Annotated in this window: 23 protein-coding genes; 17 read left to right on the top strand and 6 right to left on the bottom strand. The window is 43.8% G+C overall.

What is annotated here, in order from left to right:
• The first annotated feature begins 67 nt into the window (after positions 1-67).
• Entirely contained in the window at positions 68-1330 is a 1263-nt protein-coding gene (locus A3860_RS04085; RefSeq protein WP_081145283.1) for a DUF4861 domain-containing protein, read from the top strand.
• A 173-nt stretch (positions 1331-1503) separates the two neighbouring features.
• Here A3860_RS04085 and A3860_RS04080 read toward each other — a convergent pair whose 3' ends face one another.
• A complete protein-coding gene (locus A3860_RS04080; RefSeq protein ID WP_081145282.1) occupies positions 1504-1932 on the bottom strand; it encodes a response regulator in 429 nt (142 codons plus the stop codon).
• 18 nt (positions 1933-1950) lie between these two features.
• Positions 1951-2169 (bottom strand): hypothetical protein, encoded by a 219-nt coding sequence (locus A3860_RS40425; RefSeq protein ID WP_143773931.1) that lies wholly within the window; start codon positions 2167-2169, stop codon positions 1951-1953.
• A gap of 69 nt (positions 2170-2238) precedes the next feature.
• On the opposite strand from A3860_RS40425, the gene A3860_RS04075 reads away from it, so the two are divergent.
• The 6 genes from A3860_RS04075 (at position 2239) to A3860_RS04050 (ending at position 5415) form a co-directional block, all read left to right on the top strand.
• Positions 2239-2484, top strand: a complete 246-nt coding sequence (locus A3860_RS04075; protein WP_081145281.1) for an inorganic diphosphatase — start codon at positions 2239-2241, stop codon at positions 2482-2484.
• An 86-nt stretch (positions 2485-2570) separates the two neighbouring features.
• On the top strand, positions 2571-2900 hold the full coding sequence (locus A3860_RS04070) for an ArsR/SmtB family transcription factor (protein WP_081145280.1): 330 nt from the start codon (positions 2571-2573) through the stop codon (positions 2898-2900).
• Between the two features lie 54 nt (positions 2901-2954).
• Positions 2955-3803 (top strand): arsenite methyltransferase, encoded by an 849-nt coding sequence (locus A3860_RS04065; RefSeq protein ID WP_081145279.1) that lies wholly within the window; start codon positions 2955-2957, stop codon positions 3801-3803.
• A 38-nt stretch (positions 3804-3841) separates the two neighbouring features.
• On the top strand, positions 3842-4507 hold the full coding sequence (locus tag A3860_RS04060; protein WP_081145278.1) for an aquaporin: 666 nt from the start codon (positions 3842-3844) through the stop codon (positions 4505-4507).
• Positions 4504-4917, top strand: a complete 414-nt coding sequence (locus A3860_RS04055) for an arsenate reductase ArsC (RefSeq protein WP_081145277.1) — start codon at positions 4504-4506, stop codon at positions 4915-4917. Before A3860_RS04060 ends, A3860_RS04055 begins: the two co-directional genes overlap by 4 nt.
• A gap of 9 nt (positions 4918-4926) precedes the next feature.
• Positions 4927-5415 (top strand): sigma-70 family RNA polymerase sigma factor, encoded by a 489-nt coding sequence (locus A3860_RS04050; protein ID WP_081145276.1) that lies wholly within the window; start codon positions 4927-4929, stop codon positions 5413-5415.
• A 56-nt stretch (positions 5416-5471) separates the two neighbouring features.
• Here the strand turns inward: A3860_RS04050 and gloA2 are convergent, their stop codons facing one another.
• Positions 5472-5861, bottom strand: coding sequence for an SMU1112c/YaeR family gloxylase I-like metalloprotein (gloA2, locus tag A3860_RS04045; protein WP_081145275.1), 390 nt, complete (start codon positions 5859-5861; stop codon positions 5472-5474).
• A gap of 390 nt (positions 5862-6251) precedes the next feature.
• Between gloA2 and A3860_RS04040 the strand changes: the two genes are divergently transcribed.
• Complete coding sequence (locus A3860_RS04040; protein ID WP_081145274.1) at positions 6252-8621, top strand: family 16 glycoside hydrolase; 2370 nt, start codon at positions 6252-6254, stop codon at positions 8619-8621.
• Positions 8622-8792: 171 nt separating this feature from the next.
• Here A3860_RS04040 and A3860_RS04035 read toward each other — a convergent pair whose 3' ends face one another.
• From A3860_RS04035 to A3860_RS04025, 3 genes are all read right to left on the bottom strand, one after another.
• Entirely contained in the window at positions 8793-9164 is a 372-nt protein-coding gene (locus tag A3860_RS04035; protein ID WP_081145273.1) for a VOC family protein, read from the bottom strand.
• A 50-nt stretch (positions 9165-9214) separates the two neighbouring features.
• A complete protein-coding gene (locus tag A3860_RS04030; protein ID WP_081145272.1) occupies positions 9215-9805 on the bottom strand; it encodes a TetR/AcrR family transcriptional regulator in 591 nt (196 codons plus the stop codon).
• A 183-nt stretch (positions 9806-9988) separates the two neighbouring features.
• A complete protein-coding gene (locus A3860_RS04025; RefSeq protein WP_081145271.1) occupies positions 9989-10855 on the bottom strand; it encodes an HNH endonuclease in 867 nt (288 codons plus the stop codon).
• Between the two features lie 328 nt (positions 10856-11183).
• Here A3860_RS04025 and A3860_RS04020 point away from each other — a divergent pair, with 328 nt between their 5' ends.
• From A3860_RS04020 to A3860_RS03980, 9 genes are all read left to right on the top strand, one after another.
• Positions 11184-12290 carry an AraC family transcriptional regulator gene (locus A3860_RS04020; RefSeq protein WP_143773930.1) on the top strand — a complete coding sequence of 369 codons (1107 nt, stop codon included), beginning with the start codon at positions 11184-11186 and terminating at the stop codon, positions 12288-12290.
• A 72-nt stretch (positions 12291-12362) separates the two neighbouring features.
• Complete coding sequence (locus A3860_RS04015; protein WP_081145269.1) at positions 12363-13049, top strand: ABC transporter ATP-binding protein; 687 nt, start codon at positions 12363-12365, stop codon at positions 13047-13049.
• 20 nt (positions 13050-13069) lie between these two features.
• Complete coding sequence (locus A3860_RS04010) at positions 13070-15478, top strand: ABC transporter permease (RefSeq protein WP_081145268.1); 2409 nt, start codon at positions 13070-13072, stop codon at positions 15476-15478.
• Between the two features lie 250 nt (positions 15479-15728).
• Positions 15729-16304 (top strand): RNA polymerase sigma factor, encoded by a 576-nt coding sequence (locus tag A3860_RS04005; protein ID WP_081145267.1) that lies wholly within the window; start codon positions 15729-15731, stop codon positions 16302-16304.
• 65 nt (positions 16305-16369) lie between these two features.
• On the top strand, positions 16370-17563 hold the full coding sequence (locus A3860_RS04000) for a FecR family protein (protein WP_081145266.1): 1194 nt from the start codon (positions 16370-16372) through the stop codon (positions 17561-17563).
• A gap of 236 nt (positions 17564-17799) precedes the next feature.
• A complete protein-coding gene (locus A3860_RS03995; RefSeq protein WP_158085136.1) occupies positions 17800-21294 on the top strand; it encodes a SusC/RagA family TonB-linked outer membrane protein in 3495 nt (1164 codons plus the stop codon).
• 17 nt (positions 21295-21311) lie between these two features.
• Positions 21312-22856 (top strand): RagB/SusD family nutrient uptake outer membrane protein, encoded by a 1545-nt coding sequence (locus tag A3860_RS03990; RefSeq protein ID WP_081145264.1) that lies wholly within the window; start codon positions 21312-21314, stop codon positions 22854-22856.
• A gap of 27 nt (positions 22857-22883) precedes the next feature.
• Positions 22884-23600 (top strand): hypothetical protein, encoded by a 717-nt coding sequence (locus A3860_RS03985; RefSeq protein ID WP_081145263.1) that lies wholly within the window; start codon positions 22884-22886, stop codon positions 23598-23600.
• A 19-nt stretch (positions 23601-23619) separates the two neighbouring features.
• Positions 23620-24720 carry a DUF5007 domain-containing protein gene (locus tag A3860_RS03980; protein WP_158085135.1) on the top strand — a complete coding sequence of 367 codons (1101 nt, stop codon included), beginning with the start codon at positions 23620-23622 and terminating at the stop codon, positions 24718-24720.
• The last annotated feature ends 89 nt before the right edge of the window (positions 24721-24809 follow it).

Below are 24809 nucleotides of genomic sequence, written 5' to 3'. Positions count from 1 at the left end.
TTAGTTTATTAGTTTGTCAGTTTTTAGTTCGTTAATAACTATCATTGCAGAATAATCCTGTCATACAATGAGAATCAAAGTAACGCTGACTTTAATAAGTGCCCTTGTATTCTTTCGTTCTTCTGCCCAAATAACGCTGACAAATCCTGTAAAACTCGAGCTGCCTGATGAGCTGGTTGTTTTAAAAAGAACAGACCTGGAGAAAAAGACCGGCCCCATTGCCTCCGGTAAATACATTACCATTAAAAAGGCGGGTGGTGTTCCCATGGTCATACAGTTCGATGATTTGAATGGCGATGGCCGTTGGGATGAAGCGGCGTTCCTGTATTCATTCAAGCCAAATGAAAAACTGGTGTTGAAACCGGTGATCACCGATGCACCGGCAACGGTAAAAGCAGTGGTGCGGGCGCATGTACGGCAAATGAGAAAGAATGCCGATAATACATTTGGCCCTGCAGTTGATAAAGACACCATGCCGGTGAATGCACAACCAACCGATTTTTCAAAACAGGCTTTGCCGCCTTATCTTACCGAAGGGCCGGCCTGGGAAAATGATAAAGTGGGTTTTCGCTTATACTTTGATGTACGCAATGGAAAAGATATCTGGGGTAAAACAACCACCCGCATGGTATTGGATGAAGTGGGGGCAGATACAGCTAAAAACTATCACCACCAGGCCGATTGGGGTATGGACATCTTAAAAGTAGGCGCTTCCCTGGGGGCTGGCTCTTTAGCCCTTGAAGTGAAATTGCCCAATGGAAAAGATACCCTGGTGCGTTTGGGCGGTCAGCACATTGAACAGGTAACCTATGAAAAAGTAGCCGATGGTTCGGTAAGAGCTATTTGCCGGTTGCATTACAAGAACTGGACAATCGCTGAAGGCATGGCGCCTGTATCAGTAACTGAAGAAATACATATCTGGGGCGGACAATACTTTTATGAAAGCAGGGTAACAGTAGCCGGTGCGCCGGCTAATGCCAAACTGGTAACAGGTATTGTTAACCTGCATAGTAAACAAGTGCATGAGCTCAATGCGAAAGGCTCAAAAGCCATTTACACTTATGATGTACAGTCAGAAAATAAAGATAAGCTGGGCATGGCGGTAGTAATGCCGGCTGTACAGGTGGCAGCAACTGCAACAACGCCCAATGCCAATACCGATGTGCAGAACACCTATGTAATAAAAGCGAATATCACTAATGCTAAACCAGTGGTTTATCGTTTTTATGCCGGCTGGGAAAAGAGTGATACGCGTTTTACAACCGCAGAAGGGTTTAAGCAATTTTTATTAAGCGAAATAAATAGAATGGGCGCTAGTATCTGGAAGTAAGTTATAAGTAGTAAAGATAAAATAGGGCTACACGCAATCTCGAAATGTGTGTAGCCCTATTAAGTTTTTATTATGTAAATAGTAATACAGATGACTTTGATGTTGCCAGTAAAGCCGTGATGGCCAATACAGACACTTCATGGGTGTGATCGATTCGATCCCCTCTTCGCGTTCTAAATTTGCTGACCGGTATGCTTAATTTGCTTCCAGTCGAGTGAAAAGAGGTATTCCAGTTTCTGGCCTAAGTCTGCCAGGTCGAAAGGCTTTTCCATGAGAAAGGTGGCGCCCAGCTCCTTTGCTTCTTTAAGATAAAACGGGTCGAGAAGTCCAGTGAAAATTACTATGGGGACCTGGGTGTAACAGGGGAGTTTCCGGATGCTGGTCAATACATCTTTGCCGCTGATCTGTGGCATGTGCCAGTCAAGGAACACCATTTCGGCAACGGTATCGGCCTCATCATTTGCCATTTGCACGAGTGCGGATCTTGCGTTTTTCTCGTATATTAATTCCACTCCTTTACAACAGCCATTCAGGGCAGCGGTAAATATATCATACTCATCCTCATCGTCATCGATAAGTAACACCTTTTTGGGAAAATTCATGTTTGTCCAGTCTTGTTATTAAACAATACGGCCTAACCAAAGGAGACATTCGCCTTGCGATGAGGTGCTAAGATAAATATTGCCAATTAAAAAAGGGTAAAAATTTTGGTATTCAGGAAATAGGGAAGGTGCCTGGTCCTGGAACAGCGCCAGTGCAAAAGCTGTAATACCCCGCATACTCATTTGAATGGCCGTGAGGTCTTTACCCTGCCCGAACAAATGTAAAAGCCAATCCATAAAAAATACACATCAAAAAATGCACCATGGCGCCGGAAAGATTTTTGCAACTAAAATTGAAAAAGGCATATGCAAACCATTGAAGTTGTTATTGAATCACCAAGGGCCACCCAGGCAAAATATAAGTTTGACCCTAAAGAAAAGATCTTTAAGCTGAAGCGGCTACTGCCATTAGGCATGGTGTTTCCCTATGATTTCGGGTTTATTTCCGGTACTGTTGGTGAAGATGGCGATCCGCTGGATGCGTTGTTAGCATTTTTTCCCAACCCCTTCTGTGTCAGTCCCTGGTCTTTACTAAACAGTTCAAAGAAATAAAGTAAGCACAGCCGGTTTTTATTGAATTTAATAAAAGGACGATTTTTTTTGGAGAATAATTAGTTTATCGTAATATTGCGATTGATATGGGACTAACAAAAGCGGAAATATTTACAGATAAGCAGAATAAGCTGGCTCAAATGATGAAAGCTTTGGCGCATCCGGCTCGGATCGCTATAATTCAACACCTGATAAAATCACAGGCCTGTGTTTGTGGTGACCTGGTAGATGAGTTAGGACTTGCACAGGCTACCATTTCCCAACATCTTAAAGAATTGAAGACTGCCGGTTTAATTCAGGGAACTATTGAAGGTACCAGTGTGTGCTATTGCATTGATCCAAAAGTGTGGAAGCAATACAAAGCCGCTTTTGAGGCGTTCTTTGTCACTTTTGAAAATGGCAGCTCCTGCTGCTAAAATTTTTTGACCCGATTCATCGCAATATTGCAATAATACAATAAATCAAATAGTATGACCAACGATCAACAATTAAAGGAAATAGTAAAAGCAAAATATAGCGAGATCGCATTGCAGGATAAATCGGATAACCAGGCCTCCTGCTGTGGTTCCGGCTGCTGTTCAACAGAGGTATATAACATAATGACCGACGATTACTCGAACCTGGAAGGTTACAACGCAGATGCTGATTTAGGTTTAGGTTGCGGTTTGCCAACACAATTTGCAAAGATCAAAAAGGGAGATGTAGTTATTGACCTGGGAAGCGGCGCCGGCAACGATGCTTTTATTGCCCGCCATGAAACCGGCGAAACCGGGAAAGTGATCGGAATTGATTTTACACCGGCAATGATTGAAAAGGCGAGGGCCAATGCTGAAAAACTTGGCTTTCATAATGTAGAATTTCGCCAGGGCGATATTGAAAAAATGCCGGTAACCGCAAACGTGGCCGATGTAATTGTAAGCAATTGTGTACTGAACCTCGTTCCAAATAAAGACGGCGTGTTCAAAGAAATGTACCGGGTATTAAAACCAGGCGGTCACTTTTCAATTTCTGACATAGTATTAGAAGGGGAGTTGCCCACACAGATCAGGGAAGCTGCCGAAATGTATGCCGGCTGTGTAGCGGGTGCAATTCAAAAGCAGGTGTATGTTGAGTTGATTGAAGCCAATGGGTTTAACAATCTCACTATTCAAAAAGATAAAGCCATCATAATTCCTGATGATATATTAAGCCAGTATTTATCTGCCGAACAAATTACGGCATTTAATAATTCCGGCACTGGTGTCAGAAGCATTACTGTTTATGCAGAGAAACCCGTGGAGGAAAATAAAAGTTGCTGCGGCCCCGATTGTTGTAAATAAGATCGTCACACTGCTATGAATATAACTGTTAAAGCCATATGAATAGATACCTGGCCGAGCTATTGGGAACTTTTATTCTCCTGTTTTGTGGAACTGGTGCTGTTATCATCGATCAGCAATTTAATGGAGCGGTAACGCATGCCGGGATTGCAATAACATGGGGATTTATTGTAATGGCGATGATCTATGCCCTGGGCGATATTTCCGGAGCGCATATGAACCCGGCTGTAACTATTGCCTTTACAATTGCCGGAAGATTTCAGGTAAAACAGGTATTGCCTTATATTATTAGCCAGGTAACAGGGGCGCTGTTGGCGAGTATAACCCTGCACTGCCTCTTTCCCGGAAATGAAACACTGGGGGTGACATTGCCAGCTGGTTCAGAAATGCAATCTTTCGTTTTGGAGTTCCTGCTTACTTTCTTTTTAATGCTTGTTGTCATAAATGTAGCAACAGGCAGTAAGGAACAGGGAATGTTTGCCGGGCTTGCCATAGGTTCAACCGTATTACTGGAGGCTATGTTTGCAGGGCCGGTATGTGGCGCAAGCATGAACCCGGCGCGCTCAATGGCTCCGGCTTTTATCTCAGGGCATATTGAACATCTTTGGATTTATATAGTTGCACCCACTGCAGGAGCCGCCTTTGCTATCCCGATCCATAAAATTCTTCATAACAATAAACAACTTACAAAACAGGTTCAATGAAAAAAGTATTGGTTCTTTGTACAGGAAACAGTTGCCGTAGCCAGATAGCAGAAGGTTATTTAAAACATTTTGCAGGCGATAAAGCAGCCATATACAGCGCAGGGGTAGAAACACATGGTGTGAATCCCAGAGCGATTGAAACAATGAAAGAAGATGGTATTGATATTTCCAGGCATACTTCAAACAACGTAAACGAATACAGGGAGATTGATTTTGATTATGTGATCACTGTTTGCGACAATGCTAAAGAAAGATGTCCATTCTTTCCATCCAATGCGAAAAAGTTCCATTACAATTTTCCAGACCCGGCAAAGGCAACAGGAACCGAAGAAGAGATCAGGAAACAGTTTAGAGATGTGCGGGAAATGATCAAAAAATACAGTCAGCAATTTGTTGCTGAGAATTTATAAGGTTTATTTATGGGTTCATGTAATACATCGAATAAGATTTGGCAGGAACATGAAGAGAAACTGAAAGCCTTTATTTGCAGTAAAGTAAGTGGCGACGACAGTTGTCAGGATATTTTACATGATGTATTTCTGAAAATAACAGAGAATGAAGAGCGAATTAAATGGGTTGAGCAGCCGGCTTCTTATGTAATCAAAATGGCGCAAAATGCCGTAATAGATTATTACAGATTACAAAAGAAAACACCAAAGTCCTTAGAAGCTGATTATACCCAGGCAGAAGAACAGCAATCAGCATACCGGTTGGCTGATTGCTGTCTTTTATTTTTTATAAAGGCGTTGCCACCTTTATATAGCGAAGCGTTGATAATGGTAGAACTGGAAGGGCTTTCACAAAAACAGTTGTCGGAAAAATTAAATATTTCCTACACCGGTGCAAAATCCAGAATACAAAGAGGGCCTTTCCCTAGTCGGAGTACAGCCAGAATGGAGGAACCTTAAAGGAAATATAAATTATAACCATTGATGCTCGAAACGAATACCAACCGGTTTTAATCTTACATTTCATAAAGTTCCAGCGGCAATCCGTCGGGATCAGCGAAAAAAGTGAACCGCTTGCCCGTGCATTCATCCACCCGGATGGCTTCCGGCGTTACCTGGCACGATTGCAGCCAGCTAACGGCGGAATCAATGTCTGTTACGGCAAAAGCCAGGTGACGCAATCCGCAGCTTTCCGGGTGGCTGGGGCGGGGTGGGGGGCTGGGAAAAGAAAATAGCTCTATCTGATACAAACCGTTTATGGCAAGGTCCAGCTTGTAGCTCTGTCTCGCTTCGCGGTAAACTTCCTGCACAATGGTGAAGCCCAGCACCTGGGTATAGAACCATTTGGATCGTTCATAATTTGAACAAATAATGGCAATATGATGAACCTGTTTAATTGGTAACATGGTTCAAAGCTACGGGCTTTGTCAATATACTTAATCAGTAGCCCTAAACGCATTTTTGCCACATTTTGCCTGACTATAAATATTCTTCTATACCCCGTTTACGGTATTTGGTAATAAAAAATTTAAGTATACCTTTAGTGACAGATAGCAGCAAGCCTGGTACCCTCGCATGAAATATATCTTCTTCCCTGTTGATTTCTAATGTAAGTCTTTCTTTCTGGTAACTAATAAGCCAACCAAACTTTGCACATACGAAGTCTTCGTATCTGTGTCCGCATTCTACAAATCGCTGTCATAATTCAATATCCTGCATAAGGATGACAACCAGGAACTGTTGTCGAAATCATCTTTTTCTTAACGGATCTTTTTTCTGATATAAAACTTAAACTTATGTCGCTAACAAAATTGATTGTTGACCCAAACCAAACCCCTGCCAATTTTGATATTCAGGGTACCACATTTTCCTTTGATGTTTTAGGACGCTATGTATGTAACACATGGCAGGAAATAAAAGCAAGCCTGGATAGCGGCGGCTATCCGTTTGATGTTGTTATAATTGGGGGCGGTATGTTTGGCAGTTATGCTGCGGAAAAATTTTTCAGAACGGGCAAGGACCTGGGCTTACGGATCCTTGTTATAGAAGCTGGAGATTTTTTACTTCCCTCACACATTCAGAATTTACCCCAAAAATTGGGTGGAAAGATTGGCGGCCCAGACGGGTTGAGGAATACTGATGATGGAAATGCCCAAAATGTGATCTGGGGCATGCCGTGGATCAGTAATGAAGCATTTCCCGGACTGGCTTACTGTGTAGGTGGTAGATCCATATTTTGGGGTGGATGGTCGCCAAGATTAACAGATAACGACTTATTGAACTGGCCCACCGATGTTTCAGATTTCCTCAAAGGTGTTTCCCCGGTTGCTGGTGCATACACATATACTGAAAAAGAAATTGGGGTTAACCCCAGCACCGACTACATTGTACAGGCAAGTGCTTATAATACATTAGATACCGCATTAAAAAATGCCATGCCGGGTATACCAGCTATAAAAGCGGTTGCAGAAGCGCCACTTGCTGTGCAGGGATCATCACCTGGCCCCGGCCTTTTTCCTTTTGATAAATTTAGCAGTTGCCCGTTTTTAATAGACGCCATCAGAGATGACATTGCAAGTAATAATAGTCATGGCGATGTAAGCAGAAGGATCTTTTTACTGCCCAAAACACAGGTTTTGCAATTAAACAAAACCGGCAGTAAAGTGACCAGTATAGATATAAGCACGAATGGCCAGCGACAGACTATTTTTCTGGCTGATTCATGTTCAGTTATCCTGGCAAATGGAACAATTGAAGCAACCAGAATAGCTTTGGAGTCGTTGGGAATTGGTTCTACCCAATTTGGCGCTCCCCGCGTTGGGAATTTAATGGCACATTTAAGGAGCAATATTACTGTAAGAATTAAGCGGTCTGCGTTGGGGCTTCCAACACCTGCAACCAATCTTGAAACTACTGCTCATATTGTTAAGGGGGAAGCATTCGGCAGAAGATTTCATTTGCAGGTAACGGCTGCGGCAATAGCAGGTCCCGATCCGGAAAAGAATATGTGGAGCATGGTGCCTGATATTGACTTACAGGCAAACATGCTTGCTAACCAGGATCCCGACTGGATGGTAATTACTTTCAGAGGCATCGGTGAAATGGAAGATGATCAAAGCCTTACCCCTGATCCCAATAAAAGCTGGATTGACCTGAGTAATGAAACAGACCGGTGGGGAAAGCGAAGAGCATATGTTCATCTGGTTGTTACCGCAAACGACAGAAAGTTGTGGACGGAAATGGATAAAACTGCTTTTGACCTGGCATCTGTTATAGCAGGCAACGCAGCTAATATTCAATACTGGAATAGCCTCACTAAAAGCTGGCAGCCCCAACGTCCGCAACCAGATGCTAATGGGAAGGGGTTCTGGCAGGATAAACTTGGTACAACCCATCATGAAGCAGGCACATTATTTATGGGTGCTCCCGGAAGTTCAATTACAGATACAAACGGAAAATTTCATAATACCGATAATGTATATGTAGCAGGCCCTGCTGTTTTTCCCAGTCTGGGTTCAGCCAATCCTTCACTTACTGCTTTTTCCCTGGCAAGAAAAACAGTGCAGGAAATAAATAGAAAAAATACACCAATTGTCGATAATGGCTTTACTCCACTATCATTGGCAGCCAAAGATTGGCAGATGGTCAGTGCTGCAAATACGGCTCCATTTATGAAAAATTATGGGAAAGTACTGGAGACAATATATGGTTATGGGTTGTACTGGTATGTTAAGGAACAGTTTTCGAATTTTATCTTGAAAATTGATTGGAGAACAGGACGAAGGGACGATAATTCAGGCATCTATATTCGTATACCTGCTTTCAACATTCCTAATGCTTTGCAAAGCGCAGATAGCCAGGGGCACGAAATTGAAATAGATGAACGAGGTTTTGATTCTCAGAATAACTCAGAAGGTAACTGGATAAAGATCAATGGGGCCATTTACGATTTGCAGGCGCCTGCCCGGCTGGCATCCAATGCGGTGGGGCAATGGAATACCTATATCATTGAAGCGAACGGGCCGCAAATACAGGTAACGTTAAACGGTCAACTGGTGAATACGTATACAAGTAACCGGCAGTTAACGGGGTATATTGCATTACAGGCTCACCATGATACATCGAGGGTGCAATTCAGGAATCTTTTAATTAAAAAACTGCCCTGACCGTCTTATTTTTAAAGTAAGGCATCTCAGGTAATATTTTTTTAGGGCATACACAGGTATTCAATAGCTGTGTATGCCCATTATAAAATGCAGTGCATGCGCTCATCTTATTATATAATTTGATCCATACAGTAGCGTTATTGGTGATTTTTATAACAAACTTTTTTTGGTTTAAATACCAATAGTACTTATTTCTATTAAGATATTTCCCGGCGCATGGAGATAAAAACCATACACGCCCCGCATATTATGTGGCTCCTGTTCCAGTACCACGCCGTCGTTGTGAAGGCGCTGCCAAATGGATTGTACTTTATCCCGGTCATTTACGAGAAAGCCCATATGAAAGGCATCGGGGTAGGTAGAATTGCCATTCCTGTTAAAATCGGTTGACATCAGGGTCAGTACAAACCCTTCCTCACTTTCTAATATGGCCATCAGATTATCGCCTTTAACCTCCCGGCAGTTAAAATTGAAATGCTTTTCAAAAAAGGACTTTGTTTGGGCTACATCGGTCACGGGAAAATTCAAATGATTTATTTGCATAGTAACAGGTTTTATAAAAGAACAATTGTTCTTTTTTTAGTTAAAAAAATTTATGGGGTAAGTGAGATCAATACGCGGCTGAATACCTGGTTGAATTTCTTTTCTGTCAATACAAACTTTTTACCGGTAAAGCTTTTGTTCTGGCGGTGAAATTTAAGCAGCTGGAACAAAGGGGCATAGGCGAGTGACCAGTATATTTCCAGGGGAAACCGTATCAGTTCTTTGTTCTTTATGGCCCTTTCATAAAATTGCGCCATGGTGGCGGTGAATTTTTTACCCTGAAGCTGCATCACTTTTTCATAGATGGGCGAATGCCTTATTTGCTCGGTAAATTCAATATGCAGCGGATATTTCGTGAAATACCGCAGGCGGTTCTTCCATTGCAATTTTAAACCGGTTGCAAAGTCCATTTCCGGGTTGAACTCTTCGAGCAATACCTGCTCCATTTTCTTTACCACGCCCTGGTAAACTTTTATGATCAGGTCTTCCTTATTTTTAAAATTAAGGTATATGGTATTGACTGATATGCCAACGCTGGCTGCCAGCTTATGCATGCTGAACCCATCAAGGCCTTCCTTTACAACGATCTCCATCGTTTTTTGCCTTATCAGTACTTCCTTTTGTGCATCTTTTGTTCGCATAACGACGCAAATATAAAAGAATGTTTGTTCTTTTATGATTTTTTTATTTGCCTGAAGAATAAATCAGTTTGTTCAGGTGAAATAAAGTGGTGGTGTGGCAGGGGAGTGTGTTAAAATGGCGGCTATAGGTTAAAAGGCATAGGTTATAAGGCATGGGTTATAAGGCATGTGTTATAGATTTTTTCAATGCTTCGGTTTAATGACCTCAATTTTAAAATCTTTCCCATTCAATGAGCCGCTTAATTTACCAATTGTTTGTTCAATGATTTTTAGATCGCCGTAGTCAAATTCCTTGTGATGATTAGGACACAAAACAAGCAGATTCCCTAAAACACTTTGTCCCCCTTTGTTTACGGGTAACACATGAGCCACTTCAACATAATTCATTCCGGCTTTTGTTTTTATTTCCGAATGGCAGGCGGGGAACTGGCATTTGTAGTTGGCTGCTTTTTTCAATAAGGTAACTATTTCTCTGTCTTTTCGAAGTGTAAGTTCAATTGTAGCAACCCGCTTCTCTGGCGTTATTTGCTGCATTTTCCGATTCAGCTTTTCCAGGGTTGTCAAAAGAGTTTGTTCGGTCTCTTTTTGTTGGGAAGTGTCAATTCGAGGCTTTACGCCGTTTGTAAACCCAACAAGTGTATTACAAAATGGATGATTGGAAATATTTTGAAAACCAATACCGAAGTTGCCACAAAAGTTTCTGAAGTGATCAAAATCCGGCAGGTCGTTTAACAAAATAGGCCGGGCAAAGTTGAAGCCTGTTCCGTAGGCAACAAAATGATCTCTTTCTTTTTCAACTTCGTCAATAATAATGAATGACCATAGGTAATACGCTTTTCTTTTCCCTCCTATACCTGTAATGAGAAAAGAATAATTGCCAATTGCTTTTTCTACCGATTGTTTGCGGGTAAAAAAGCTAAAGTCATCTTTTATTGCCGTGTCAAACCGGATGTCGCTAATGTCAATATTTCCCGTATCCGGAATATTATCCATATCCGGTAAATAACCCATGTCGTCGGCATTGTGGTATTGAATATAGTATTGTATCAAGTTCCTGTATTGAATAGTTGATTAAGAAAGGTTTTTGACTTACCAACGTGTACCAATATACAATATTCCGGGAATGATCTGGTATTCAAATTAAAAGCATATTGGCCAGTGCACTTGCCGATGTATTTTCACCGCCAAAAGAAAGTACCAACATATAACCAATAATTAGGGACTGTCGAAGGGCGGCCTCTTGTATTTTTCAGGATTATCGCACCATAGACGTCCATAAACATCCCTATGGACGTCTATACTGTTGATTTAGTGTAGTTTTGCATCAATTCAGAACGGTAATATCTTAAACTTGTTTGAATTGGATAACCAGGTTTTCATGATCTTTTGCAATGGCGCCATTGCTACGGCAATATTTGTCGTGTTGTTATTAAACCATAAAAGAGTACGGCTAAGCAGGGCCAACCTGTTCCTCTCTGTTTTGCTGATTGCCCTGGCGTTCAGTATTGTTCATATTATGTACGCCGGCAGTGTCATTCGTCATTTTTCAAATAATGTATATTCGCCCGGCGACCCTACGTTTCTGCTCATTGCCCCACTATCCTGGTTCTATGCGGTAGAACTTACCGGCAGGCGGGTAATATTTTCCGGGAAGCTATTATCGCATTTTGTTCCATTTCTGTTGGTAATATGCCTGTCTGTGTCTTTTGGTTCCGGTTTACCCCGCGCAATGTCAACTTTTATTAATGAACATCGGCGGTTGCTGTATATTTTTTTCCGCGTATTGGTGGTTGGCCAATTTTTAGGCTATCAATATTTCATAAACAAAACGTGGCAGGCCCATCAACGATTGTTGCAACAGGAAATGTCCAATACCGAAAACGTTAATATAGGCTGGGTAAAGCTTTTTTCAGGGATTTTCTTAATTATTAACCTGTTCTTCCTGCTTAGCCTGTTTATCGCCATTCATTGGGAAAACAGCCGCTGGCTGGCAAAGGCAACCGCTGTTGTTTTTTCATCGGCGGTTTATGTGCTTGGGTTCAGGGGAATATTGCAACGGGATGTATTTGATACCATTCAAATAAATAGTGGGCCGGAACCAGTTATACCTGCTCCGCAGGAGACGCCCGTTCTTACCAAACCCGATCAGCTGCTGATTGATAAACTGGTAGCCTGTATGACGGAGAAGAAACCCTACCTGGACCCCGAACTTTCATTAAGCACACTGGCAAAAGAGTTGAAAATGAGCCGTAGCCAGTTGTCGCAATTAATAAATGATGGCATGGGCGAAAATTTTTACGACTTTATAAATAAGTATAGGGTGGAGGAGGTGAAGCGGTTAATGGCAGATCCCGGAATGGCCGGGTATAATTTGCTGGGTATTGCATTTGAAGCCGGTTTTAAATCCAAATCAACCTTCAATCTCATCTTCAAACGCTTCACTGGTTTAACACCCACCGAGTACAGGAAAAATATCTCTGCATAGGACGTCCGGCAGATGCTATTAGACCATCAACGATACCAGGTTCTGTACTATTGCTGAATAAAAAATAGTACGATGAACCAGCAAAGCACCTCACTGATACAATTAAGTCATATCAGCAAAACATTTCCGCTGGCGGCGGGATCTTTCCAGGCATTAAAAGATATAGATCTGGAGATCAGTAAAGGCCAGCTAGTGGCCATTACCGGTAAATCGGGGAGCGGAAAATCTACCTTGCTCAATATTATGTCGGGCATTGACAAGCCTACAGCCGGCAATGTGCTCATTAATGGAATACGGGTCGATAAACTGACTGAAAGCGAACTGGCGGCCTGGCGGGGGAAGAATATTGGTGTCGTATTCCAGTTCTTTCAATTGCTGCCCACCTTAACCATTCTGGAAAATGTAATGCTTCCGATGGATTTTTGTAATAGCTATCCGCGCAAGGAACGACGCGACCGGGCGCTGGCATTATTGTCATTGGTTGATATAAAAGATCAGGCAAGCAAATTGCCTTCGGCCCTGAGTGGCGGTCAGCAACAGCGGGCAGCCATTGCGAGGGCTTTGGCCAATGATCCACCGGTATTGATTGCCGATGAACCTACCGGGAATCTTGATTCTCATACCGGCGCCGCCATCATGGAGTTATTTGCCGGGCTGGTAAAAGCTGGCAAAACGGTGATCATTGTAACCCATGAAAAAGACTTTGCCGGTTACTTCGGCAGCACTGTTTCCCTTCTTGACGGCGCTATTGTTCATTAACAAACTTCTTAATTGAGATTATGAAAACAAGATACCGAAAGGTTGTACGCGACCTTACGCATGACTATTCAAAAAATTTGTTGCTTGTACTGGCAATAACGATCGGCATTTGGGGCATTGGTTCCATCCTCGGCGGTTATGGGGTAATTAAAAGAGAAATGAGGGATAATTATATGGGAACTGTACCCGCTTCTGCTACTATTGAACTGGAAGATAGCATCTCAGTGAGCCTGATTGATAGTGTAAAACAGCTCCCCGGTATAAAAGAAGCCGAACGGCATGCTACTGTACTGGCCCGCATGAAAGTAGGTGATCGATGGAATCCCTTACTCTTATTTGTAATAGATGATTTTGCCACCAAACGCACCAATAAAATAAACCATATTTCCGGCGCTGTTACGCCGGCCGAAGGAACCATGCTGGCCGAACGCACGGCTTATATGGTAATGAATGCAAAAGAAGGCGATGAGCTCATTATTAAAGCACCACATGGGGAACCTAAAAAAATAAAGCTCACGGGCACGGTGCAGGATGCGGGCCTGGCCCCGGCCTGGCAGGAACAAACTGGTTATGGGTATATTACCCTCTCGACCTTGCACTGGCTGGGCGAGCCACAAAGTTTTGATCAGCTCCGTATATTGGTGACCGGCAACCAGCACTCAGCACAATACATAACCAATAAAGCAACTGTTATAGCCAACTGGCTAAAAACTAATGGACATCCCATTCATGAAATTCAGGTGCCGCCACCGGGAAAGCATCCCCACCAAAGCCAGATGAATGCGGTTATGACGATATTTATCATCTTCGCTTTTATGATCCTCGTGTTGGGGGCTATCCTTGTTGCTGAATCAATGGCCACCTTAATGGTAAAGCAGGTAAGGCAAATTGGAATTATGAAGACCATAGGCGCCGGTTCGTTCCAGATTATCAGGTTGTATGGCTTAATGATGCTCATCATTTGTGTATTGGCATTACTAATTGGTATACCCCTGAGTCAACTCACGGCAACTGCCTTTTATAAACAAATAGCAGGCTTGCTCAATCTCGAGATCAACAATAAGGATATTCCTTTTTCGGTTCCCCTGATACAAATAGGCTCAGGTATTATTATTCCGCTGCTGGCAGCAGCTATTCCTGTTATACGGGGAAGCCGCATACCTGTACGGGTTGCCCTGGATAATTATGGCGTTTCCAAAAACAGACCGGTAGCGGGTTCCTGGCTGTTGAAACTTTCCCGTATTGCAGGCAGCAGTGAAATATTTATGCTTTCTATCAGGAATATTTTTCGCCAGCGTGCCCGGCTTATGCTGACAGTAGGGTTACTGGCCGCGGGCGGCGCTATGTTCATGACTGCCCTGAATGTTTCAGAAGCCTGGAATAAAGACTTGCAGAAAATATATGAGCAGCGGTTGTTCGACATGGAAGTAAGATTACAAAGTGCGGTGCATGCTGATACCGTAGTGAATGCAATAAAAGAAATACCCGGTGTTCGTATCGCCGAAGGCTGGCAGTATGCCTCCACTTCTTTTGTAAAAGAAAACAATTATGAAGTAACCCGCACTTATCCCGATAAAGGGCATGGAAGTTTCACGCTGCAGGCATTGCCGGTTCCTACCAGGTTATTAAGTACTACCATAGAAGAAGGGCAATGGTTAACTGCAACAGGCGCCAATGATGTTGTATTAAATCAATCGGCCAGGGCATTGTCGCCTGCTGTGAAGATCGGTGATCCCGTTGCTCTTTTGGTGAACGGCCACACCACGCTATGGCGGGTGATCGGTTTTTCAAAAGATTATGGCATGGGGGCCGGGGCCTATGTATCGCTGAATGCATTTACAGATCAGTTGCACACGACCGGTAAGATCAACATGATTAAAATTGCTTATGCCAACCGGTCGAAAGCGTATGCCATTCAAAAAAACAAGGAAGTGGAGAGTTTGCTTGAGCGTGAAAATATTGCTGTCAGCGCCAGCATACCGGTATGGCTTTTAAAGAATGCTATTGCCGGGCATATGAAAGTGCTGGTTAATACCTTGCTGTCTATGGCTGTGATGATGGGCATAGTGGGCATACTCGGCCTGATGTCGGCCATGAGTATGAGTATACTGGAAAGGACCCGGGAAATAGGTGTTATGCGCGCTATTGGCGCCACCCCCAATAAGATCAGGCGACTGATTGCCGGGGAAGGATTTTTAGTGGGGTTGATCAGCATTTTTATTGCGTTCCTGTTATCACTGCTATTATCTTTTTATATGGGCAGAATGATCGGTGGTATGGCCTTCCGTACTCCACTGTCATTAACGCTTTCATTTCCGGCCATCATTATCTGGGTATTGATAATAATTACCGGGGCTTATTTTGCTACCTTCTTCCCGGCCCGCCGGGCAAATAAGATCACTACCAGGGAGGCCCTGGCGTATGAGTAAAAGATCATAGCGGTAAGCAGGGCGACTATTACCTGATATTGTGGAGGCTGTCGAAAGGCAGCCTCTTGTTTTTTTAATAGCGTATAACCCGGTTAAATAAACGAAAAATGTTTGTTCAGGGACAAAAAAATCACGCAATCGTTTGCCTGCGATATTGCCAGCTCATTTAATTATATTTGAATATATCTGCAAACCAAAACTAATTTCGAACGCCGTGTCGATACAGCCACTGTATGCTCACAATGAGAAAATGCTTATAAACTTACTTGCGGAAGGTAATGAAGCTGCTTTTCGCGAGCTTTACCTCTCTTATTTCGATCGCATCTATTCAGCCGCACTGGCCTATTTGAAAGTACATGAACAGGCCGAAGATATTACCCAACAGGTGTTTTTAAAGATCTGGGAAAAAAGACATTCACTGGTTAAAGTTGAAAATGTAGAAAATTATCTGTTCATTATTGCAAGGAATGCCATCTTCAATCAGTTCTCAAGGTTGGCTACGCAAAGAAAGAACATCCAATATGTTCGCGAATTATTTGAAGAAGAACTGGTTAATTCAGAGGAGATGATGATCCGGAAACAGGAGCGGGCAATCCTGGAAAAAGCGGTCAATCAATTGCCAACGCGGCAACAGGAGGCTTACCGGTTAAGCAGGGAAAAGGGACTGTCGTACGAGGAAATAGCGCAGGTGATGAATATTTCAAAACCAACAGTAAGAGAATATATAGTAAACTCCAGACACTTTATACGCGAATGCCTGCTACAATACAAAGACCAGCTCATCTCGCTATTGCTTTATGTAGCCTTCTTCAAAAATATTTTTTAAAATAATACCCTCCTCTTTGTCTGGTTCCCGGTCTTCATAAGCCAGCCTGGTAAAAAACGGCGCTTATGATGAAACTTTCAACAGAGCAATTTCAGGAACTACTCGAAAAATATCTCCGGCACGAAATATCTCCGGAGGAATTGGAGCTGTTTTTTCAGGCGGTTGAAAGCCAGGATTTTCAGCAACAACTTCAGCACACCATACTGCACCAGGTTGAGGGGGGAACATTTCATGGTGCGAGCAGTGCCGGGCAGGCAGAGAAAATGTATCTGCAATGGCTTCAGCAAAGAACAAATACATCCGGTGGCATTAAATGGCTACGGTTCATGCAGTATGCAGCTGTAGTGATCTTGTTCCTGGGTGCTTCTATGGGCGTATATCGCCTGGTACATCGTTCGGGTAGTAAAGCAACAGCAGGCACCGGTAAGAACAGCCATTATGATATGGCGCCCGGTGGTAACAAAGCGGTGCTTCTGCTGGCCAATGGTACCAAGGTTGAGCTGGATAGCGCACAACCTGGTGTGCTGGCTACAATGGGTAATAGCCATGTAATAAAAACCGATAGCGGTAAGCTGTTGTGTAAATCAACCGGCCCCGCCGATGTTGCCGGCAATGGTCTGAACGTGCTTTCAACTCCCCGCGGCGGTACATTCCAGGTTACGCTGGCTGATGGAACCCGCGTATGGCTAAACGCTGAATCCTCCATTACTTACCCCACTTGTTTCTCAAAAAAACAAAGGAATGTGAGCATTACCGGCGAAGTATATTTTGAAGTAGCCCATAATGCTGCTATACCTTTTGTGGTACGGAAAGGGGATATAAGCGTGGAAGTACTGGGTACCCATTTTAATATTAATGCCTACGGTGATGAAGAAGCAATGAAAACGACCTTGCTGGAAGGGCGGGTGAAGGTGGAAAACCAATCGGCAGTCGGTAATCGGCAATCGGCAATATTAAAACCAGGTGAACAGGTGTCCATATCCCATACGTCCCAATTATCCCAACCTATCCCAGTTCAGACAGATGAGGTAATGGCCTGGAAGAACGGAGAAATGGCGTTGAGTCATGGAAACGTGCAAAAACTGATGCGCGAGGTTTCCCGCTGGTATAATGTAGATATTGAATACCAGGGCGCCATTCCCGATGGGAAATTTTCCGGCTCTGTAAACCGGAACGTTCCCCTGAGTGCCCTGCTGAATGTATTGAAAGCCTATGGCATCGATACCCGGCTCAATGGAAAAAAGCTCATTGTATTTTGAAAATAAAACCAAAACTAAATTGTCCATCATGCAAACAAAACAGATCAGCACATAGCCATGGAAGGGTAACCATAAAAAACCGGAAATGTTAACGGCATTTCCGGCAGCGTTGGGTTTACCCTGCAAAACCTGCGTTCGCTAAAACCAGATCTACATCAAAACCCAAACTTCACGAAGTTATGAAATTAACTGCTCGGAATCGCTATTCTATTTGTGTTCAAAAAGGATGGATGATTATGCGTATAACTGCTTTGATAATCCTGGTCGCTTCCCTGCATCTCTCTGCCAAAACAATTGCACAGAAGATCACCATGTCATCGGATAATATTTCCATTGAACAGTTTTTCTATCAATTAAAAAAGCAAACGGGCTACTCCTTCTTGTTTAAAGAAGGTATTGTTTCACCCGATCAGAAAATTAATATCAATATTGCTGATGCCAACCTGCAAACAGTGCTTGAACTGGCCCTGAAGCCGCTTTCTCTCACTTACCGCATCGATAATAGCATCGTATATATCTTAAAAGCTGCTGTGCCGCCCATTCAACCGGTGGCAATGGCGGCGCCAACGTTTGCTGAAATTCAGGGCCGGATAACAGATACTGCGGGAAAGCCGCTTTCCGGGGTTTCAGTAATGGTTAAGAGTACCCATAAAGGAACGTCTACAGATGCCAATGGGAAATTCAGTATTGCGGCTTCAGTTGGCGAAACACTGGTTGTCAGCTCGGTGGGTTTCCAATCTGTTCAGTATAAGATCAGGTCCGAAACAGACGTAATAACGCTGTCATTGGTCCCTGTTTTAGATAAGCTGGATGATGTAGTGGTTGTGGGCGTACAATCGCAATTGAAAAGAGTTACCACTACTTCTGTTTCTTCCGTTTCGGGCAAAGACATTGAAAACATTCCGGCGCCAAGTGTTGACGTATTACTGCAGGGGCGGGTACCGGGCCTGAACATACAGGTAAATTCAGGCGAGCCCGGGGTAGCCCCAACGATGGTCGTACGTGGAAATACAAGGATCAATACCCGGATTGGTGGCAATAGCGGCAATTACGTTGCACAGGCGCAGGCCATGAGCAGTCCTTTGTATGTGATCGATGGCATTCCTGTCAATACCGAAGATATTGCCAATAGCATCGATGCAACGGGTACCAATTATCTGGCCGGCATCAATGTAAATGATATTGAGAACATCGATGTGCAAAAAGATGCGGCGGCCGCTGCTGCCTGGGGTTCACGTGGGGCCAATGGCGTTATCTATATTAAAACCAGGAAAGGCCGGTCGACCAGGCCAGAGTTCAGGGTGAATGTCTACGGTGGCATTACCCGGCAGCCGCAGTTACTGAAAACTACAACCGGGGCCGATGAAAGAAGGGAAAAAATGAGTATCATCAACCAGTATGCCACGCCTGCACAGTTAGGGAACCTGCCACAATTGTTAACAGACAGCATGAACCCTTATTTTAATAATGCTACCGACTGGCAGGGACTCTTTTACCGGAACGGGGCCGTTCAAAATGTGGATGCTACCATGTCGGCCAACGGCGGAAACGTAAACTACCGCCTGAGCATGAACTATTATAATGAAAAGGGAATTATCGAGGCTTTTGGTTATACCCGGTACAGCGTCAGAGGGAATTTTGATTTCAGGATCTCGCCCAGGTTAAACAGCCAGTTCGTTTTCTCCATGTCGAAAAGCGACAGAAAGCGGGGCCGGAAATATTACAATAACAGCGATGACAATACGCCGGTGAGCGGTTCCAGCCAGCCATCGTCCCTTTACCGGTTAACCAGCTTCGACTCATTGAATTTCCAGGGCATATACAATAAGCTGCGAAATAAAAATATCAGCGATCTGTACAGCGCTTCACTGACCACAAATTATACCCTCTTTCCTTTTCTGAAATATACCTTCCAGGGGGCGGCAAATATTTCAACTTCAAACCGCGATTATTTTCAACCATCGAATATTGACCAGGTAGCCCTGTTGGCCGATAATGCTTCTCCCCAGGCTTCTTATGCAGAAGCGGATAAGGGAACGTATACAACCTATTTTGTTTCCAACTCGTTGAATTTTGCAAAGAAGCTGAAAATGGCCAATGATCATGCGCACAATATTGTGGTTACTGCATCGCAGCAGTTTAATGCAGATATTGCCAGCAACAGCTATGTTAGCGGTTACAATGTTCCTTCAAACGACATCCAGGTAGTGAGCGGCATTCCGCAGGCTGATCTGTCTGGGGGCTCAGGTTATGCCCGGGATGGATTGCTTTCGTTTGTGGGCCAGCTGCAATATGATTTTGATGGTAAGTATTTGTTGTATGGTTCGTACCGGGGCGATGCGTCGTCGAGGTTTGGCCGCAACAGCAAGTGGGGTTACTTTCCCGCAGTGGGCGCCGGCTGGATAGTTTCTGAAGAAAAGTTTATGGAACCGGTAAGCAATTATATAAATTTTCTGAAACTGCGTGGGAGTTGGGGTGTTTCAGGATCGCAATCGGGCGACTTTTATGCGCCCTACAACTCATATATCGTGCCTGGCACCTATAACGGCGCTGTGGCTATTCAGCCCAGTTATAATAATGGGCTCACCAAAAATGACCTCACCTGGGCCAAAACCACCCAGAAAAATATTGCTATCGAAGCGCAGTTGTTAAAAAGCAAACTATGGTTTACCCTTGAACTGTATGATAAAATTTCCCGGGACGATTATTACAATTTCCAATTGCCGTTTTATACCGGGTTTCAAAGTATTAATTTCAATGCCCATGACCTGTGGGTGAGCAACCGCGGAGCAGATATTATGATCGGCGCAAAAATACTTCCGCAAAAAAGCCCCCTGCAATGGAGTACCCAACTCACTGTTTCTTATAATAAAAATGCTATTGCGAAACTGCCCAATAATAACCGCACTTTTGTAATTACGGATTACTATGGGGTAAGCAGGATCTTTGCCGTGGGGCAGCCTATTTATGAAATGTTCCAGTTGAAGTATGGCGGTGTGTACAATTATCAAAAGGATATCCCTTTCAATCCTGTAACAGGTAAAGCCATCACCTATTTTAAAGGCAATCATACGGTAGTGCCCGGCGATCCCATTTGGGAAGATGTAAACAAGATCGGCGATGTGTGGGTTGATGAAGACAATGGCAACCAGTATGGCGACCGCGTTCCCATGGGCAATCCCAATCCTAAATTTACCGGTGGGTTTATCAATGATTTTACCTATAAAAATTTTTCCCTGAGCCTTGTAAGCGTATTTACCTGGAAAAGAGATGTGGTGAATACATTCTTTCAGCAACAGATCAGCAATATCACCGGCGGCTATAGCAGCAGCATATATTCTTTTGCCAGCAGCCGGTTACCCGATCTGAGTAAATTGGATTACTGGACACCGCAAAAAGCTTCCGCCAAAGCCGGTTACAAAGCAGGTTTTCCCTCTATAAATCCTTTCGGCCCGAGCTATTATCAATACATTCCCCTCTCGAGCCAGTTCAATGAAGATGGCAGTTATTTCAAAATAAGAACAGTTATTATGGGGTACCGGTTGCCCCGCACTTTTACGCAGAAACTGAAAGTAGGCAGCGCAAGGGTGTATGGCATCATTGACAATTTCCTCACTTTCAAGAAATCTACTATGCCCGATCCGGAATCAGTTGATCAATTGGGTATTTATACAGGCGGCCTATATCCGCAGCCCAGGAAATTCACCCTGGGAATTGATATACAATTTTAATTCTTAAAACTACCGGCATGAACAATCGATCTTCTATATACAGTTACACCATGCTGCTTATTATAATTGTTGTTGTCGCAGGCAGCTCGTGTAAAAAATATATCTACCAGGGACCAATTACTTCCACGTATGAAGCAGCATTCTGGACCTCCCAGTCTTCTGTTGAGCAGGCTGCCCTGGCTATGTATGGCCAGTTGCGCAGCAATCTTCGAAGCGGAAATTCCTATTTCATCAATGGCGACCTTGCCTCGGGAAACTTTCTGCCCAATTCAGGTCAATGGAACCTGGCAACGATGAAAGCAAGTGCGTCTCCTGCATTTAATTTTTCTTATGTTCCTTACTATGAAGATGATCTGCAGAACTGGTCGCGTTTTTACCAGCTCATTGCCCAGGCAAACCAGATCCTGCAAAATGTGCCTCAAATGAATGCCGGGCTTTTTAGCAATAGTTCGGTCCGTAACAATTATCTGGGCGAAGCCTTGTTTGTGCGGGCCTTTACTTATTTCTATATGATAAGGATCTGGGGCGATCCTGTTTATGTTAACCGCACTTATAACGATGTTGACTATGGTAAGATCCCCCCTTTGGCAAGAACTGCCGAATCGGTGGTGCTCGACAGTTGCATTACCGATCTCAAAACGGCGGCATCCTACATGAAGTTTGCCGGTGGTGATGCTGCCCGGGCGGTAAGGGCCAATAAAGGAAGTGTTTATGCTTTGCTGGCGCATATTTACAGTTGGAAACACCAGTACGACAGTGCGCATTTTTACTGTCAGCAGGTAATGAACAACGGCGGTTATTCCCTGGAGCCGATGGCCAGCTACAAAAAAATCTGGAAAGGACAATCCTCCGCAGAAAGCATTTTTGAACTGTCGATGCAGTACAATGCGAACGATCCAAATTTTGTGAACCAGAACAGTTGGGCCGAAGCTACCATGGGTTTCTTCGGCACGTTTTTGAAAGGTCCCGTTGTTGATAACAGGAATTCTGCCTGCTGGCTGTCGCCGGATGGCGGTTTTGTTGATCAGTTTATGGATACAGCTGTTGATGCACGTTATAAAGCCATCTTCACCCATCTGCCGGCCTCAGGGGGGGATGGCGCCGGCTATATGCTGGTTAAGTACACCAATTTCCTTTACCAGAAACCCGATATCAAAACGCAGCCTTATATCAATAATAACCTGGTGCTTTTCAGACTGGCCGATATTATTTTACTGGATGCGGAAGCGCTTGCTGCTACCGGTGATTTGGCCGGTGCTGCCAATGATCTGGCGTTGACAGAAGGAAGGGCCGGCATTAGTTCGTATCAAAACCCCACCACTCAATATGATATGTTAGATGAAGTGGTAATGGAAAGAGGGCGGGAGCTCATTGGGGAAGGACAATGGTATTATGATCTTATACGCACCGAACAAACACAGCAATGGCTTGAATATGTGGGCTACCTGGGCGCCCGGGTTACTGCAGCCAACAAAGGCTATTACTGGCCCCTTGATATGGGCAATTTGTTTCCGCAGGATAATTTGCTCACGCAAAACCCATGGTGGGCCACTCACAAATAATTGAACCAATTAAAATATTCAATGAGTATGAAAACAGGAAAAGCAATACTGCTTGCAGGGCTATTTATAACGGCTATTGTCCTATTTACAGAATGCAAAAAAGATTATATCACCGGCGGATCGGTGCAGGACGTAGATCAATATACACGCACCACCACTTACGATGTACTGAAAAGTAATGCTTTGTACGACACGCTGGTGCAGTTGATCGACGCTGCCGGTTTAAAAAGCAAGATCAATGAATCGAATAATACATTCTTCGCCCCATCAGATTATTCAGTGCGCAGCTATTTAAACCAGCGCACGCTGGCAGCCCAGGCCATTAATCAGTATGCGCAGTGGGGGATGGACTCCCTGATCTACTATTTGAAAAATAACATAAAGGGAACGGCCGATTCGCTGCGATTATATCTTATCCATAAACCGTTAAACTTTTCTGTACTTACCAGTACCGGCGCTGTATACCCAACGGAGCTGGCAGGTGATTCTGCGATCGTTTCCTGGGAATTTACCCGAAACAGTAACCTGGGGTACAGCTCCCTGGTATCGGGCGTTCCCCAACTGGTGTATTTTACGCAACTATGGCATCATTACGATGTTAGCGAAGCTACCCCTGCGGGTGATGTACCACCGAACATTGGGGTACACACCTTATGCAAAACATCGGGCATTATTACGCAAACCGGCATCATGAATGCCCTGGATAATTCACACATCCTGTTCTTCTATGGTACAAAAAAGTAATAAACCAAAAACTAATAAAATGGGTATCCGAAAATTCACCTATATAATCACCACTATATTATTGTCGATAACTATTACAGCCGGCGTTTTTTCGGGTTGTACAAAATATGGGAAAGGTTTCTTAAGCCCGTATATGCAATATGCCGTGAGCGAGTTTGGCGTGGTAAGGGGAAGAACAGCCACCTCTTACTCAATGATCACCGACGGATCGAGTGTGCCCCTGCGAATTAAATGGACGCACGTGTATGATTCGCTGGGCCATAGTGCCGATGACCTGTTCAACAAACAATATCCGGTTGGCGTATGGACAGCGGCCTACAATCCTTTAACCGATACGAACTTTGCAACGATCTCCGCAAAACGTACGGTGCAGAACCTGCAGCCAATTGTAATAAACGAAAAAAGCGGTACCCTCGAGGCCAATAGCGGCACCATTTATTTGCCAACCGGTACTTATACTATGGATATGGAAGTGTCAAACGAGGCCGGTACAGAAACGTTGAACAGGATCATGCAAATAGTAATAAAGGATGGAAAGCCGCTGGAAACTTCTCCTGAAACGGGCGCTTTCAGTAATTCACTTTTATTTGCGAACACCCCTACAGGCAAAGGAACATTGTTCAATGGAGCAAACAATCCATTCGATCTGGTGACCGTAACCAGGTTTGCCGATACCCCTAATGTACTTATCCTTAAAGTGACCGATAGAAATGGGGTGCCGTTTAATCCGAAGGCCGGTGAATTTGCGAAAAGACCAAACTCCGGTTTAAACCCACAACCACCTTTTCTTCAGAATCTGCAGGACTATGCCCCTGATACGTATGTTGCCAGTGATACCGCCATTTCCATTAAATACCCGCTGGTTCCTTTTCCGATCGTTTCGTTAGGTAATGGATTCAATATGTATTATCGCATTCCCGCACAATATGTTCATATTGACAGTACCTCAAGCTGGTCGGCCAATACCGCGGGAAAATATTATGCAGGCAGCACCGACAGCCATTATCTGGGTGTTTATAAAGATAATCTCTACGATTATTCTTTAAGAATACCCATGCGCATACAAGTGCCTGGCGCTTACCAGATAAACGTCAGGATCCTGAATACAACACACCGGTGATCTTTATTGCGTTGGTGCTGCTTGCAAAAAAGGCGCAACCGTTTGCGTGAACTATTGGTAGGTGATTTGCCTAAATTTGAGTACAACTG

Source organism: Niastella vici (genome assembly GCF_002077945.1).
Classification (GTDB): Bacteria; Bacteroidota; Bacteroidia; order Chitinophagales; family Chitinophagaceae; genus Niastella; species Niastella vici.
The sequence above is the reverse complement of the archived record's forward strand: the minus strand, read 5'-3'. Positions and strand labels throughout refer to the sequence as shown.

What these genes read in the sequence shown, in the direction of transcription:
- A3860_RS04085 (WP_081145283.1), top strand. Translation starts at nt 68, where the DNA reads ATGAGAATCAAAGTAACGCTGACTTTAATAAGTGCCCTTGTATTCTTT.
- A3860_RS04080 (WP_081145282.1), bottom strand. Translation starts at nt 1,932, where the DNA reads ATGAATTTTCCCAAAAAGGTGTTACTTATCGATGACGATGAGGATGAG.
- A3860_RS40425 (WP_143773931.1), bottom strand. Translation starts at nt 2,169, where the DNA reads ATGGATTGGCTTTTACATTTGTTCGGGCAGGGTAAAGACCTCACGGCC.
- A3860_RS04075 (WP_081145281.1), top strand. Translation starts at nt 2,239, where the DNA reads ATGCAAACCATTGAAGTTGTTATTGAATCACCAAGGGCCACCCAGGCA.
- A3860_RS04070 (WP_081145280.1), top strand. Translation starts at nt 2,571, where the DNA reads ATGGGACTAACAAAAGCGGAAATATTTACAGATAAGCAGAATAAGCTG.
- A3860_RS04065 (WP_081145279.1), top strand. Translation starts at nt 2,955, where the DNA reads ATGACCAACGATCAACAATTAAAGGAAATAGTAAAAGCAAAATATAGC.
- A3860_RS04060 (WP_081145278.1), top strand. Translation starts at nt 3,842, where the DNA reads ATGAATAGATACCTGGCCGAGCTATTGGGAACTTTTATTCTCCTGTTT.
- A3860_RS04055 (WP_081145277.1), top strand. Translation starts at nt 4,504, where the DNA reads ATGAAAAAAGTATTGGTTCTTTGTACAGGAAACAGTTGCCGTAGCCAG.
- A3860_RS04050 (WP_081145276.1), top strand. Translation starts at nt 4,927, where the DNA reads ATGGGTTCATGTAATACATCGAATAAGATTTGGCAGGAACATGAAGAG.
- gloA2 (WP_081145275.1), bottom strand. Translation starts at nt 5,861, where the DNA reads ATGTTACCAATTAAACAGGTTCATCATATTGCCATTATTTGTTCAAAT.
- A3860_RS04040 (WP_081145274.1), top strand. Translation starts at nt 6,252, where the DNA reads ATGTCGCTAACAAAATTGATTGTTGACCCAAACCAAACCCCTGCCAAT.
- A3860_RS04035 (WP_081145273.1), bottom strand. Translation starts at nt 9,164, where the DNA reads ATGCAAATAAATCATTTGAATTTTCCCGTGACCGATGTAGCCCAAACA.
- A3860_RS04030 (WP_081145272.1), bottom strand. Translation starts at nt 9,805, where the DNA reads ATGCGAACAAAAGATGCACAAAAGGAAGTACTGATAAGGCAAAAAACG.
- A3860_RS04020 (WP_143773930.1), top strand. Translation starts at nt 11,184, where the DNA reads ATGATCTTTTGCAATGGCGCCATTGCTACGGCAATATTTGTCGTGTTG.
- A3860_RS04015 (WP_081145269.1), top strand. Translation starts at nt 12,363, where the DNA reads ATGAACCAGCAAAGCACCTCACTGATACAATTAAGTCATATCAGCAAA.
- A3860_RS04010 (WP_081145268.1), top strand. Translation starts at nt 13,070, where the DNA reads ATGAAAACAAGATACCGAAAGGTTGTACGCGACCTTACGCATGACTAT.
- A3860_RS04005 (WP_081145267.1), top strand. Translation starts at nt 15,729, where the DNA reads ATGCTTATAAACTTACTTGCGGAAGGTAATGAAGCTGCTTTTCGCGAG.
- A3860_RS04000 (WP_081145266.1), top strand. Translation starts at nt 16,370, where the DNA reads ATGATGAAACTTTCAACAGAGCAATTTCAGGAACTACTCGAAAAATAT.
- A3860_RS03995 (WP_158085136.1), top strand. Translation starts at nt 17,800, where the DNA reads ATGCGTATAACTGCTTTGATAATCCTGGTCGCTTCCCTGCATCTCTCT.
- A3860_RS03990 (WP_081145264.1), top strand. Translation starts at nt 21,312, where the DNA reads ATGAACAATCGATCTTCTATATACAGTTACACCATGCTGCTTATTATA.
- A3860_RS03985 (WP_081145263.1), top strand. Translation starts at nt 22,884, where the DNA reads ATGAAAACAGGAAAAGCAATACTGCTTGCAGGGCTATTTATAACGGCT.
- A3860_RS03980 (WP_158085135.1), top strand. Translation starts at nt 23,620, where the DNA reads ATGGGTATCCGAAAATTCACCTATATAATCACCACTATATTATTGTCG.